This is a genomic window from Novispirillum itersonii subsp. itersonii ATCC 12639 (assembly GCF_000381985.1).
Taxonomy (GTDB): Bacteria; Pseudomonadota; Alphaproteobacteria; order Rhodospirillales; family Rhodospirillaceae; genus Novispirillum; species Novispirillum itersonii.
Window position 1 is genome coordinate 222,145 of sequence record NZ_KB907340.1, and the last position, 13,515, is coordinate 235,659.

The following is a 13,515-nucleotide window of genomic DNA, read 5'->3' on the forward strand; positions in this document are numbered from 1 at the left end:
ACCAATCCCGAACGTGTCGATTCGTGAATATAAAACCACCCTTTCGGGTGGATTTTCCGCCCTGAACCCCACCGGCACCCCCTTCAGGGCTTCTCTTGAAATAATGCTTCAAGGCGGCATTTTCTGGACAGAAGCCTCGTGGCAGACCTATGCTTTCGTCAGTGCCGCATCGCAGTATCAATAGACAGACGGCCCCCCGGAAGACCCTACCCTCTTCCCCCCACCCTTTTCAGGAAGGGTGCCGTGACGGCTCCCCGCCCTATCCAGACCTCTGCTTTCCCGTTTTCCTACTCCCCAGAAACAGGAGCACCCCCATGCCTTTGTGCGGTCAGGATACCCTCAACACCCGCCGGACTCTGAACATCGCCGGGAAAGAATTCGACTATTTCAGCCTGCGGGCTGCCACACAGGCGGGCCTCGGCGATATCGCTCACCTGCCTTATTCGATGAAAGTGCTGCTGGAAAACCTGCTGCGCTATGAAGACGGGCGCAGCGTAACCGTCGACGATGTGAAGGCCTGTGCCGACTGGGGCCGGCACCGCCGGTCCGACCGGGAAATTGCCTATCGCCCGGCCCGCGTGCTGATGCAGGACTTTACCGGCGTCCCTGCCGTGGTCGATCTGGCCGCCATGCGTGATGCGATGAAAGCGCTGGGGGGAGACCCGCAGAAGATCAACCCGCTGTCCCCGGTTGATCTGGTCATCGATCACTCCGTGATGATCGATTCTTTCGGATCTGCCGACGCCCTGCAAAAGAACATGGATATTGAGTTCGAGCGGAATGGAGAGCGTTACGAATTTCTGCGCTGGGGGCAGACCGCATTCCGGAATTTCCGCGCTGTTCCACCCGGCGTCGGCATCTGCCATCAGATCAACCTCGAACACCTGGCCCGGGTTGCCTGGACCGGGGAAGAAGGCGGCCGCACTCTGGTCTATCCGGACACCTGCGTCGGAACGGACTCCCACACCACCATGGTCAACGGGATGGCCGTCCTCGGCTGGGGGGTCGGCGGTATTGAAGCCGAAGCCGCCATGCTGGGGCAGCCCGTCTCCATGCTGATTCCGGAAGTGATCGGCTTTAAGCTGACCGGCAAACTGCGGGAAGGCATGACCGCCACCGATCTGGTGCTGACCGTAACCCAGATGCTGCGGAAAAAAGGGGTGGTCGGTAAGTTCGTGGAATTCTACGGCCCCGGCCTCGACAGCCTGACCCTTGCCGACCGGGCGACAATTGCCAACATGGCCCCCGAATATGGGGCTACCTGCGGCATCTTCCCGATTGATACCGAAACATTGGCTTACCTGCGCCTGACAGGCCGCCCGGAAGAGCAGATCGCATTGGTCGAAGCCTATGCCAAAGAACAGGGCCTGTGGCGCACCGCTGAGTGGGACCCGGTCTTCACCGACACCCTTGACCTTGACATGTCCACCGTCGAAACCTCTCTGGCCGGGCCGAAACGCCCGCAGGACCGGGTGGCCCTGTCCGGTGCCGCCGCCGCCTTGAAGGATGTGCTGACAGCCGAAGGCGTCACAGATCACGCCAAAGGTTTCGCCGTCGCCGGAGCCGACTATGCCCTGCATCAGGGCGATGTGGTGATCGCCGCCATCACGTCCTGCACCAACACCTCCAACCCCGGCGTACTGATTGCCGCCGGTCTGGTCGCCAAAAAGGCTGTCGAAAAGGGCCTTAAGCGTGCCCCGTGGGTGAAGTCGTCTCTGGCACCGGGGTCGCAGGTGGTGCGGGACTATCTGCAGAAGGCCGGTCTGCAACCCTATCTTGATCAACTCGGCTTCAATATCGCCGGCTTTGGCTGTACCACCTGTATCGGCAACGCCGGTCCGCTGGCCGAGCCGATTGCAAACACCATCGACTCCAACAAAATGGTGGTCTCGGCGGTGCTGTCAGGCAACCGCAACTTCGAAGGCCGCATCAGCCCCCACGTCCGCGCCAACTGGCTGGCCTCCCCACCGCTGGTGGTGGCCTATGCCATTCTCGGCACTCTGCAGAAGGATATCACCAGCGAACCGTTGGGAACCGGCACGGATGGACAGCCGGTCTACCTGAAGGATCTCTGGCCGAGCAGTGCGGAAATTCAGGCTGCTATTGCCGCCTGCGTCACCCGCGAAATGTTTCAGGAACGGTACGCCAACGTCTGGACCGGCCCCCGGCAGTGGCAGGATATCACGGTGGGGGAAGGCGAAACCTATCGCTGGAGTGACACCTCTACCTACGTGCAGAATCCGCCATACTTCACCGGTCTCACGGAAGAGACCGGCACAGTCAGCGACATCCGTGGGGCGCGACCTCTGGCGATCCTTGGGGATTCAGTAACCACCGATCACATCTCTCCCGCCGGTTCGATCAAGGCCGACAGCCCGGCCGGCCGTTACCTTCTGGCCCATGGCGTGGAGCGGAAAGATTTCAACAGTTATGGCGCCCGCCGGGGTAATCACGAAGTGATGATGCGCGGCACCTTTGCCAACATCCGTATCAAAAACGAAATGGTTCCCGGCATCGAAGGCGGCATCACCAGACACATCCCGTCTGGCGAGGTGATGGCCATCTATGATGCCGCCATGGCGTATCAGGCTGACAGCACCCCGCTGGTGGTGATCGGGGGCAAAGAATACGGCACCGGTTCCTCCCGCGACTGGGCCGCCAAGGGAACCAACCTGCTGGGGGTAAAGGCCGTTCTGGTTGAATCCTTCGAACGGATCCACCGTTCCAACCTGGTCGGCATGGGCGTTCTGCCCCTTCAGTTCCCGGATGGGATTAACCGCAGGACCCTGCGGCTGGATGGCAGCGAGGTCTTTGATATCACCGGCCTCAGCGACGGTATCAGGCCCCGTCAAGATGTCAGCGTGACCATTACCCGTGCGGACGGATCAACTGAGAGTCTCACCGCCCTCTGCCGAATCGATACTGCCGACGAAGTGGACTATTACCGCCACGGCGGCATCCTCCAGTATGTGCTGCGGTCTCTGGTGACCTGACTCCACCCGACCCTAACAACAGGCGGGGGGCCTTCCGGCTCCCCGTTTTTTCTTTCCGGAAGGGCAGCACGGCAGGAGTTCCCCCCTCAATCGCTCTCTTGTCGAGCCCATCGACATAATGGTACGTTCCCGCGCATGTTTTTACTGGCATCCGTCGCGGGTCGACAGAACTCCTGAGCATCATCCCCGCCTCCCAGTCACCTCGATCAATAAGTATACATATGACTGAGACAGCTCTGTACCGCGGGCTTCGGGTAGCCCTGATCGTCCCCTGCTACAACGAAGCCGTGGCTATCGGGCAGGTTATTGATGATTTCCGCGCAGCGATGCCAGAGCTGGGTCTGTATGTCTTTGACAATGCATCAACCGATGATACGGCAAGCGTCGCCCGCCACCATGGGGCTCAGGTGGTACACGTTGCGCAGAAGGGTAAGGGAAACGTTGTCCGCCGCATGTTCGCCGATGTCGAAGCGGACGTTTATGTCATGGTTGACGGCGATGCCACCTATAGCGCCCCCTGCGTCCGCAGCCTGATTGATACCCTTCTAGACCAGCGCCTTGATATGGTTGTCGGTGCCCGACAGACCCCGACAGATATCGCCGGTCAGGCCTACCGCAAAGGCCACCAGTGGGGCAACCGCATGCTGACGGGCAGCGTCGCCCACATCTTTGGCGGGTCCTTCCGGGACATGCTGTCCGGGTACCGGATTTTCTCCCGCCGCTATGCCAAATCCTTCCCCGCCCTGTCGCAGGGTTTCGAAATCGAAACGGAGCTAACGGTCCACGCACTGGAACTGCGGATGGCTGTCGGGGAAGTGGACACCCCGTATGGGGCCCGCCCGGAAGGGTCGGTCAGCAAATTGTCAACCTATCGCGACGGCTGGCGGATTCTGAAAACCATCATGCGGCTGTACGTTCTGGAGCGACCACTGGCGTTTTACAGCATTGTCGGCGGGGTCCTTGCGGTTCTGTCCGTTCTGCTGTCTGTCCCGCTGCTGCTGGAATATCTGCACTCCGGTCTGGTGCCCCGCCTTCCAACTGCCGTCTTATCCACGGCCTTGATGCTGACCGCCTTCCTGTCCTTCCTCTGCGGGCTGACCCTCGATACCGTCACCCGCGGTCGTCATGAAGCCAAGCGGCTAGCCTATCTCGCCATCCCCCATTGCTCGACAATCAAACGGGATTAGGTGATGCGATCCCTCGTCCTGTTCGCTTTCGCCGGGGGAGTCGGCTTTCTGGTCGATACAGCCGTGCTGTATCTGGCCCTGCCTTTCCTAGGCCCCTATGCAGGGCGGGCTCTGTCCTTTCTGGCAGCCGTTCTTGCCACATGGCTGCTCAACCGGCGTCTGGCCTTTGGTCAGCGGCCGTCGGGTCTGCCCGTGTGGCAGGAAGCCCTGCGTTATCTGATGATCATGTTGATTGGTGGCGGGGCTAATCTGGCAGCGTACAGCCTGTGTATCGCCACCCTGCCTGTCGTTGCCGCTTATCCGGTTCTGGGTGTCGCCGTTGGCAGTCTTGCCGGACTGAGCCTGAACTTTGCCATTGCCCGTTCTGCTCTTTTCCGCAAGCAATCGACAGCCTAATCCGCTGTTTCTGGATACTTTTGTGGGAACAGCCCCCAACGATCACTCTGTTCTTTCGGCCCGCCTCATACCCTGACGCCAGAACCGCCTTTGCCGTTCTGATCGTTGTGTCTGCAACCGGCCTTGACTGCCTTCTGTTCCTGTCCGTCACGCTTCCGGACTCACGCAACGGCCAAGACACCGGGAAAGGAAACGTTCTAACCGACGATCCTCGCAGTGGGCAACGTTGATGCGTAAAGCATCCCGCCATCCCCTGGACGCACTGAACACCGGGCCCGGTGCCAAAATCACCCTTTCCGCCTGCGCCTGCCGGGCCAACGCAACGGCGTCCTGCCCTTCAGGCAACAGCATCCACAGGAACAATCCGGCTGAAGGCTCCGCCCACGGCGTTAACCCCAAAGACCGCATGCGGTCCAGTGTCAGCTCCCGGCATTTATCCAGCCTGGCCCTTACCCGATCCATATGTCGCCGATAACTGCTATCGGTCAGGACGGTGTGCAGTACGGCCGCTGACAAAGACGATCCCCCCATAGACGTGGCGATCCGCAGATCCGTCAGGGCGGCAATCCAGTCCGGATTTGCGGCAATAAAGCCGCAGCGTACCCCGGTGGAGAGCGATTTTGATAAACTGCCGATCCGAATCACCCGATCCAGACCATCAAAAGCGGCATAACGAGGGGAGGGAGATCCCTCGAAATCAGCAAAAATATCATCTTCGACCACAATCAGGCCGTTCTGCTCCGCGACTTTCAACACCCGATGGACGGTTGTTGCCGCGACAGTCACCCCGGTCGGATTATGAACGGCGGATGTGGTCAGATACATCCGGGGACGATGCTGTTCGACCGCCACAGTGAACGCCTGAAGATCCGGCCCCTGCGGGGTCATCGGCACAGAAACTGCCGTCACCCGATGCGCCCGCAACAAGGCGAGAAAGTTAAAATAGCAGGGGTCATCCACCAGCACCGCATCGCCCGGTGCCAACAAAAACCGGCAGATCAGGTCAAGGGCGTGGGTTCCGCTGTCTGTCAGCAGTATCTGGTCTGGCCCGACAGCAACCCCTTGATCCGTCAGACGACGGGCAAACACCGTCCGCAAGGGGACCGGGCCCTGTGCCGGACTGTAAGCCGGCGGACCATCGCCACTGCGCGCAACCTGCCGCAGGGCCTTCCTCACCCCATCCTCCTCAAACCACGTTTCCGGTAACCAACCACACCCCGGCGACGCCGCCCCGGCAGACGTGCGCAACGATTGCCGGAGCATCCACAGCGGGTCAATCTCCGGCTCCACATCCGGCCCGATCCGGTCAAGCGTCAGCGGTGCCAGCGGCGCCGCCACATAAAAGCCAGACCCACGCCGAGCGCGAATGACCCCTTCGGCTGCCAGACGGTCGTAGGCTTCCACCACAGTGGATTTTGAGACCCCGGCCAACCCGGCCATAGCCCGCACTGAAGGGACTCTGGATCCCGGCACCAGACTCCGGCGGTCAATCCGGTCCCGGATCATCTGCATCACCTGCCCGGTACGCGACCCTTCCCCACCGGATGCAACAGGACGATCCATCAGTGTACGCCTCTCTTCATCAGTACAGTTTTTCAAAATTGTATCAGACTGTCTCTGCCCGCACTGCCCCGATCTTCTTAAGCTGCCCCCAGCGCCCCCCAATGACGGATTTATCGCATGTCCCGCTCTTTCCATCTGGTCGATGTGTTTGGCAGCTCTGGGTTTGACGGCAACCCTGTTGCTGTGGTCAGCGCTGCCGAGGATCTGGATACCCAGAGCATGCAGCAGATCACCCGCTGGATGAACCTGTCTGAAACCACCTTCCTTCTGCCCCCGACAGATCCTTCGGCTGACTACCGGGTCAGGATTTTTACACTGGCCCGCGAGCTGCCCTTCGCCGGACATCCGACGCTTGGCACCTGCCATGTCTGGCTGAGTATGGGGGGACGCCCCAAGACCCCGGGGCTGATCCGCCAGGAATGTGGCGCCGGGCTAATCCCGATCCGGCAGCAGGACAATATGCTGTCTTTTGCCGCCCCGCCCCTGCTTCGCAGCGGCACGGTGGACCCAGCAACCCTGCACGACCTGATCGATATTCTGCAGATCGACTCCAGAAAAGTCGTCGGAGCGCGCTGGATCGACAACGGCCCCGGCTGGGTTGGTCTGCTCCTCGACTCCGCAGAAACCGTCAGGGCTGTCACTCCCCAACGCGCGCCTGACCGCACCGTAGACATCGGCCTGATCGGGCCCTACCCGCAGGGCAGCGACACTGCGTTTGAGCTGCGCGCCCTGTTCACCGATGCCAATGGCGTGCTGATTGAAGACCCGGTCACCGGCAGCCTCAATGCCTCTGCCGCGCAGTGGATGTTTGAGACCGGCCGGGTCTCCGGATCGTCTTATCTGGCATCACAAGGGACTTGTTTAGGAAGACGCGGCCGGATTGCAGTGCATCAGGACTCTGAGGGGACTGTCTGGGTCGGCGGACAGACCAGAACGCAGATGTCAGGGCTGCGGCATTAACCTGAAAAAGACAGGAGATTTTTTATGGCCGCAGAACCCCTGATCACCGTTTACGCGACGTATCTTCTGGCCTCTGCCAGTCCCGGCCCAAGCGTCATGGCCATTATGGGCACGGCAATGGGTCAGGGACGCCGCCCTGCCTTGCTGCTGGCAGCGGGGATTTTGCTGGGGTCGATCACTTGGGCCGGACTGGCCGGAGCCGGACTGGCTGCGCTGCTGGCAACCCATCCCGAGTTCCTGAATGCAGTGCGCATCGCCGGAGGCTGTTATCTGCTCTACCTTGCTTACAAGGCGGCCACCTCAGCCTGTCAGACCGGCGATTTATCTGCCCGGACCACCGCAAAGCCCTTCACCCCGTGGCAACAGTTCCGGCAGGGATATTTCATGCACCTGACCAACCCTAAAGCGGTGCTGTCGTGGAGTGCCATTCTATCGCTGGCCTTGAGCCCTGAGCGTCAGGCGAGGGATTTACCCTTGATCGTCGGCGGCTGCTTCTGTCTGGGGTTTATCGTCTTCTGTGGATATGCGCTGGCCTTCTCAACCAGACCGGCCAGCCGGATATATGCGCGGGCACGACGAGCCATTCAGGCAGGTCTGGCGCTGGCCTTTCTGTCAGCGGGTCTCAGCCTGATCTTTTTGAAAGGATAAAGCTTCAGGACGCCTGCGCGAGGGATGCGGCAGACCGTTCCTCCTTCAGGATATCCTTCATGCAACCGATGCACTTTCCGCACTGCGGGCGGGTATCGTGGGCCCGGAAAACCTGCGCGGGGGTGCGGGCCCCACGGTCACGGGCAGCCCGGACATCCCGACACTTCAGGTCATTGCACAGACAGACGTACATGATCCCTCCCCAACCGACCCTGTCATTTTTGCAGGCACGTGGTGGCTAATGCGGATAATAGTGCAATTCATTCTCATCAAGCAAGCCCGGAGATGATTCGCTGAAGCAGCATGGGCACCGGGAGGTTGATTTTAAGGGGGAATCCCTAAGATTTGCAACTCATTTGCATTTGCATTTTCTGCGTGATAACATCCCTTCATGGATGGGGGCTTTAACCCGGCGACCCCGCCTGCACTGTATGCCTCTCCTCTGGCCGGGCCGGAAAGGGATCCGAACATGGTAATCTGGCGTGGTCTATCCCCTGCAATGATGGCTGCCCTGCTGGTCGCCGGAGCCAAAAACCGGGAGACTCCTCAGACAACCGGCCCAACGGCCTCATCCTCTGGCACTGCAGCGCCCACCCCGGCCCCCGTCCGCACACACTGACTGAGGCGGCGGTGTGCTAAACTGCGTGGATGCAACATCCTCGCTCCCAGATTCATCCTGTTCTTTTCTTTGCCGGGGCTGGCTGTACCTCAACAGCCCGCACTAAGGATCTGTTGGCTCTTCTCAACGCCACACTCCCGCCGGGGGGAAGTCTGGCCTCTCTGGCCAGCCTTGACCGCCGCTGTAGCCTGCCAGCCTTGACGGAAACCGCTGCCATCGCGGGCTGCCCACTGGTTCCGGTTTCCGCCACTGCCCTGACTGCTGAAACCACAGCAGCCCCCTCAGCCGCCGCCATCCACAGCGGAGTCGCATCCGTTGCCGAAGCAGCCGCCCTTGCGTCAGCCCGTCAGGCTGCGGGGCCGGGACAAAAGCCGGTACTGTGGCTTGCCAAACAAACCGGGCCGGGGTGTACTGTCGCCCTTGCCATCCTTACTGTCTCCGGCTGATTCTGTCTGACTGCTGCACGGACCCGAACTATGACCATCCATTTCATCGGTGCTGGCCCCGGTGCGCCTGACCTGATCACCGTTCGTGGGCTACGGCTGATTGAATCCTGTCGCGTCTGTCTGTATGCGGGGTCTCTGGTCCCGGCAGAGGTGGTTGCCGCTGCCCCAGCCGGGGCGCAGGTCATAGACACCGCATCCCTGCACCTTGATGAAATCATTGCGCTGATGGAACAGGCCCATCAGAGCGGACAGGATGTGGCCCGTGTCCATTCCGGGGATCCATCCCTCTACGGTGCCATCGGCGAACAGATGCAGCGGCTGGATGCTCTCGGTATTCCCTATCAGATTGTTCCCGGGGTGCCTGCCTTTGCTGCTGCCGCCGCGACCCTGCAGCGGGAACTGACCCTGCCGGATGTGGCCCAGACAGTGATCCTGACCCGGACCTCCGTCCGGTCCTCTGCCATGCCTGCCGGAGAAGATCTGGAAACACTGGGCCGCAGCCACGCCACCCTCGCCATCCATCTGTCGATCAACAATCTGGCCGCCGTGGTGCGGGATCTGGTTCCCCACTACGGGGCAGACTGTCCGGTGGCCGTGGTATACCGGGCCAGCTGGCCAGATGAAAAAGTCATCACCGGCACGCTGGAAACGATCCGCGAGCAGGTAAAAGCGGAAGGCGGAGTCACCCGTACCGCTCTGATCTTGGTTGGAAAAGTGCTGCAAGGGCGGTCAGACCGGACCAGCGCCCTTTACGGGCGTAACCACAGCCACCTGTTCCGCCCGGCCGATGCTTAACCCATAGCCCGGTTAGGCGGCTTTCACCCTTGTAGAGCAAAGGGTTCCTTTAAGGGGGGTAGGGTGTTTTCACCCATGCTCCTGCCGGAAAGGACGCGCGAGCAGGCCATCAATCACCTCTGGCAGGGCCTGCCCCCGGTTCAGCAGGGCATCCACCGCTGCACACAGCGGCATATCAATGCCCTGCCGGGAGGCCAGAGCCGTCACAGCCGCCGCAGTCGCGACCCCTTCCGTGACCGCTTTCCGCTCTGCCAGAATTTCGGCCAATGCCCGCCCCTGCCCCAAAGCGAAGCCGAGGGAAAAATTACGCGACTGCATCGATGTTGCGGTCAGCATCAGATCGCCCATGCCTGACAGGCCCATGAAGGTCTGCGGCTGCCCCCCCAGCGCCACCCCCAGCCGGGTGATTTCTGCCAGCCCCCGGGTCAACAGCGCCGCCCGGGCATTATCGCCCAACCCAGCCCCTTCCAGAATTCCGCAGGCAATCGCCAAAACGTTCTTCACCGCCCCGCCGATCTCGGCCCCAAGCAAATCCGTCGAGTGATAGGGGCGGAATGTACGCGTCCCCAGAGCCCGCACCAACTGCTCGGGCAGTCCCATCACATCACTGGCGATGGTCACCGCCGTCGGCAGACCGCGGGCGACTTCTGCCGCAAAAGACGGGCCCGACAGGCAGGCCAGCGGTGTCCCGGCGGGCAGCTCCGCGCGGACCACGTCGGTCATCAGCGCCCCGGAACTCAGCTCAATCCCTTTCGAACAAAGGACTGCCGGGACACCGGGCACCCAGACCGCCGCCAAAGAACGGCAGGTGGCACGCAGAAACTGCGCCGGAACCACCAGCAGAACAGCATCCGCCGCGCAGGCAGCCCTCAGGTCAGATGTGGCGGTCAACGCCGGGTCCAACGGACAATCAGGCAGATAGTCAGGATTCAGGTGATCACAGTTAATCCGGTCGGCGATATCGGCATCCCGCGCCCATAGGATGACATCCCGCCCGGCCCGCACCGCGGTCTGCGCCAGTGCCGTTCCCCAGGCCCCGGCCCCGATCACCCCAATCCGCTGCACCCTGCTTCTCCCAGTCGGTCAAAACCGGGCGCAGCATTCCTTATTCACCGTGATTGAGCAAGGCTCCACGACGGCGTGCCCCCCGGAAGGCCAGTAAAAAGCCACCACCGGCCAACGCCAGATAGAGAATATTCAGCCCAATGGCCGCCCACAGGTGCCCCCATACAAACACACCGTCAAACAGCACGGCCCGCATCCCTTCAAAGACATGCGCCGGCGGAAAGGCGAGAGCGAGGGGCTGCAGCCAACCCGGAAGCACTGAAATCGGGTAATAAATCCCCGAGATGGGGGCAAACGCAAACACCACCACCCACGCCAGACTTTCTGCCCCCAGACCAAACCGCAAAATCAGGGCGCAGATGGCAATGCCGAGACTCCAGCCGGTCACCATCAGGCAGGTGAAAAACACCAGCAACGGCAGTCCCATTGAAAAAACATTATAGGAATAAAACGGAACCGCCAGAACCGCTGCCGGAATAATCCCGATCAGCGTCCGCATCAGACTCATTGTCATCAGGGCAATCAGATATTCCGTCGGGCGCAGCGGGCTGACAAACAGATGCCCCAGATTGCGGGCCCACATCTCTTCCAGAAACGAGACGGAAACCCCAAGGTTAGCGCGGAACAGCACATCCCACAGCAGCATCGCCGCCAGCAGCGCCCCGGCAGACTGCGCCAGCCAGGACGAGTGCATGGTAAAAAAGGAAGAAATAAAGCCCCAGAGAATCATCTGCATCGTTGGCCAGTAGGCCATTTCCAGCAGGCGGACCGGGCCGGATTTAAGGGTGTAAAGATGACGCAGACAGACCGCCCCCACCCGCCGCAGACTGATCATGCCGGTTCCTCCACGGCACTGCGCCGGTTGCGGGCGATATCGAGAAACACATCCTCTAACGACTCCCGGCCATACCGGGTCAGAAGATCCGCCGGAGCCCCCCGGTCATGAATCACGCCGCCCCGCATCATCAGGACGGAATCACACAGCCGTTCCACCTCCGCCATATTGTGCGAGGCCAGAAAAATAGTGGCACCGCTGCGGGCCCGGTACTGCTCCAGATAGGTTCTGATCCAGTCTCCGGTGTCGGGGTCAAGGCTGGCCGTCGGCTCATCCAGAATCAGCAGCGCCGGATCATTCAGCAGGGCTTTCGCCAGTGCCACCCGTGTTTTCTGCCCGGCAGACAGCCGTCCGGTCGGCCGCTCCAGCACTGCCGTGATCTCAAGATCCTCCGCCAGCCGGGCAATCCGGTCCCGGACATGGGACAAAGAATAAAGATGGGCGTAGATGGTCAGATTCTGCCGGACCGTCAGGCGCCCCGGCAAATCAACGTATGGGCTGGAAAAGTTCATCCGCGGCAAAACGGCCTGCCGGTCAGTCCGCATATCATGCCCGAAGATGCGGACACTGCCTGACGTTGGCTCCAGAACCCCCAGCAACATCGACAGCGTGGTGGTCTTTCCCGCGCCGTTCCCCCCCAGCAAGGCTGTGGTTGATCCGGCAGCGACCGTGAACGTCAGCCCGTCAACCGCTGCCACCGCCCCGTACCGTTTGACGAGAGTCTCAACCACAATTGCCGGAGCAGAATCTGGCGTCGTCATCACATCACCAGATAAGTACGCATCATCTGATCCAGAATACGCCCCTGAAACAGTGAGAAACCAAGCTCCTGCCCGACAGCAATAGCCCGCTCATCATCACATCGGGTCAGAATAATCCGACCCTGAATACTGCGCTTGATGGCTTCCATCGTTTTGGCACCCGCCTTGCTGACCAAAATCATCGGCAGATCGTCATTCCACTGCAGTTTCACCATATCAACACCCAGGCGGGTTGAATCGATGAAGGGCAGGGTCCGCCAGGTTAACCCGTCAATACACAGCCGGTACCCCCGCTGGCGGGTAAAATCACGGGCAAAGAAAAAGGCCTGAAGGTCAGAGAAAATATCCTCTACCCGCAACTCAAGGACAACCGTTCCGTGACTTCCCGGAGCAATGCTGTCGTCAAATTTCAGGAAATCCTCAGACAGAATGGTTGCCACATTCAGATTTAAGGAAAACCCAGAAGACAGGGTTTTATCATCACGCCGGGTCAACATGGACAGTACGCGCCGGTCAAGCGTCTGTGTCATATGCTGAAACAGCCATGGATTCGATGCCAGTTCCACGTGGGGAATCAAGGCGGCCCGCAGGTCAGAGATCGAGACAAAAACCTCGGTGAAAACCGGATCCGGGGTACTTTTTCCCACCATCGCACAAACGGCCTGCCGACGGATCAGACTCGACAGATCAGCCCGGATCAGGGCTGCTTCCACCCGGCTAAGAACGTCCGGCGTCAGCTCCGCCCCCTGCCGATGGACTTCCTTGATATCTCCGGTCGCCCGATGCCGACGCCGGACCGGGGCTGAAACCCCCCGATGCTCGGAAATCATCTTGCGGACAGCCGCCAGAAGATCGTCGAAGTCCTTCTCAAACGCATACCATGTGGCAAACGGATCCGGCCCCTCCGCCGGGATCGGGGCTTCAATCAGCGGATCACCGGCAAACAGGAACCTGATCTTCACCAGAGCGGAACGGATATTATCGGCACTGATGCTGTTGAAGGTAACGAACAGATCAAAATTCCGCAGCCAGTAAATCCGGACCCCTTCACGCTGCATCAGGCCCTGAAACTGAGACTCCACCGCCCGAAGGGCATGTTCCGGGCGGGCTTTCGGATCCAGCTTCGACAGATGGACCTGAACAGCCCCCCGCCCCTTGGTCTGGCTGGCTGACAGCTTAAGATCGGACAGCAGGCGCTTTTCATGAGCAGCGCCCTGCGAGTGCTCGGGTTGACGCGGGGCCATCTG

13 protein-coding genes are annotated in these 13,515 nt (G+C 60.7%); 7 read left to right on the forward strand and 6 right to left on the reverse strand.

The window, feature by feature from the left end; genetic code table 11:
- Positions 1-314 precede the first annotated feature (314 nt).
- The 3 genes from acnA to G365_RS0108235 all read left to right on the forward strand — a co-directional run bounded on the left by acnA (position 315) and on the right by G365_RS0108235 (position 4,576).
- Positions 315-2,993, forward strand: coding sequence for an aconitate hydratase AcnA (acnA, locus tag G365_RS0108225; RefSeq protein WP_019645036.1), 2,679 nt, complete (start codon positions 315-317; stop codon positions 2,991-2,993).
- Between the two features lie 221 nt (positions 2,994-3,214).
- The gene (locus G365_RS0108230; RefSeq protein WP_019645037.1) at positions 3,215-4,180 is read left to right on the forward strand and encodes a glycosyltransferase family 2 protein; all 966 of its coding nucleotides are present in this window, start codon (positions 3,215-3,217) and stop codon (positions 4,178-4,180) included.
- A gap of 3 nt (positions 4,181-4,183) precedes the next feature.
- The gene (locus G365_RS0108235; RefSeq protein WP_019645038.1) at positions 4,184-4,576 is read left to right on the forward strand and encodes a GtrA family protein; all 393 of its coding nucleotides are present in this window, start codon (positions 4,184-4,186) and stop codon (positions 4,574-4,576) included.
- Positions 4,577-4,723: 147 nt separating this feature from the next.
- On the opposite strand, the gene G365_RS0108240 is transcribed toward G365_RS0108235, so the two are convergent.
- Complete coding sequence (locus G365_RS0108240) at positions 4,724-6,139, reverse strand: aminotransferase-like domain-containing protein (RefSeq protein WP_019645039.1); 1,416 nt, start codon at positions 6,137-6,139, stop codon at positions 4,724-4,726.
- 117 nt (positions 6,140-6,256) lie between these two features.
- Here G365_RS0108240 and G365_RS0108245 point away from each other — a divergent pair, with 117 nt between their 5' ends.
- Together G365_RS0108245 and G365_RS0108250 are read left to right on the forward strand one after the other, a co-directional pair.
- Complete coding sequence (locus G365_RS0108245) at positions 6,257-7,099, forward strand: PhzF family phenazine biosynthesis protein (protein WP_019645040.1); 843 nt, start codon at positions 6,257-6,259, stop codon at positions 7,097-7,099.
- A 24-nt stretch (positions 7,100-7,123) separates the two neighbouring features.
- On the forward strand, positions 7,124-7,747 hold the full coding sequence (locus G365_RS0108250) for a LysE family translocator (RefSeq protein ID WP_019645041.1): 624 nt from the start codon (positions 7,124-7,126) through the stop codon (positions 7,745-7,747).
- 4 nt (positions 7,748-7,751) lie between these two features.
- Here the strand turns inward: G365_RS0108250 and G365_RS0108255 are convergent, their stop codons facing one another.
- Positions 7,752-7,940 carry a (2Fe-2S)-binding protein gene (locus G365_RS0108255; protein ID WP_019645042.1) on the reverse strand — a complete coding sequence of 63 codons (189 nt, stop codon included), beginning with the start codon at positions 7,938-7,940 and terminating at the stop codon, positions 7,752-7,754.
- A gap of 455 nt (positions 7,941-8,395) precedes the next feature.
- Between G365_RS0108255 and G365_RS23490 the strand changes: the two genes are divergently transcribed.
- Complete coding sequence (locus G365_RS23490; RefSeq protein ID WP_081628490.1) at positions 8,396-8,812, forward strand: cobalamin biosynthesis protein; 417 nt, start codon at positions 8,396-8,398, stop codon at positions 8,810-8,812.
- A gap of 30 nt (positions 8,813-8,842) precedes the next feature.
- Positions 8,843-9,607, forward strand: coding sequence for a precorrin-4 C(11)-methyltransferase (gene cobM, locus G365_RS0108260; RefSeq protein ID WP_019645043.1), 765 nt, complete (start codon positions 8,843-8,845; stop codon positions 9,605-9,607).
- Positions 9,608-9,676: 69 nt separating this feature from the next.
- Here the strand turns inward: cobM and G365_RS0108265 are convergent, their stop codons facing one another.
- From G365_RS0108265 to G365_RS0108280, 4 genes are read right to left on the reverse strand one after another with little or no spacing between them, the layout of a single operon-like run.
- Complete coding sequence (locus G365_RS0108265; RefSeq protein WP_019645044.1) at positions 9,677-10,672, reverse strand: NAD(P)H-dependent glycerol-3-phosphate dehydrogenase; 996 nt, start codon at positions 10,670-10,672, stop codon at positions 9,677-9,679.
- Positions 10,673-10,712: 40 nt separating this feature from the next.
- Positions 10,713-11,507: an ABC transporter permease gene (locus G365_RS0108270; RefSeq protein WP_019645045.1), complete on the reverse strand. Its 795-nt coding sequence runs from the start codon at positions 11,505-11,507 to the stop codon at positions 10,713-10,715.
- The gene (locus tag G365_RS0108275; RefSeq protein WP_019645046.1) at positions 11,504-12,268 is read right to left on the reverse strand and encodes an ABC transporter ATP-binding protein; all 765 of its coding nucleotides are present in this window, start codon (positions 12,266-12,268) and stop codon (positions 11,504-11,506) included. The genes G365_RS0108270 and G365_RS0108275 overlap by 4 nt, the downstream gene beginning before the upstream one ends.
- Positions 12,268-13,512: an EAL domain-containing protein gene (locus tag G365_RS0108280; protein ID WP_019645047.1), complete on the reverse strand. Its 1,245-nt coding sequence runs from the start codon at positions 13,510-13,512 to the stop codon at positions 12,268-12,270. Before G365_RS0108280 ends, G365_RS0108275 begins: the two co-directional genes overlap by 1 nt.
- Positions 13,513-13,515: the final 3 nt, after the last annotated feature.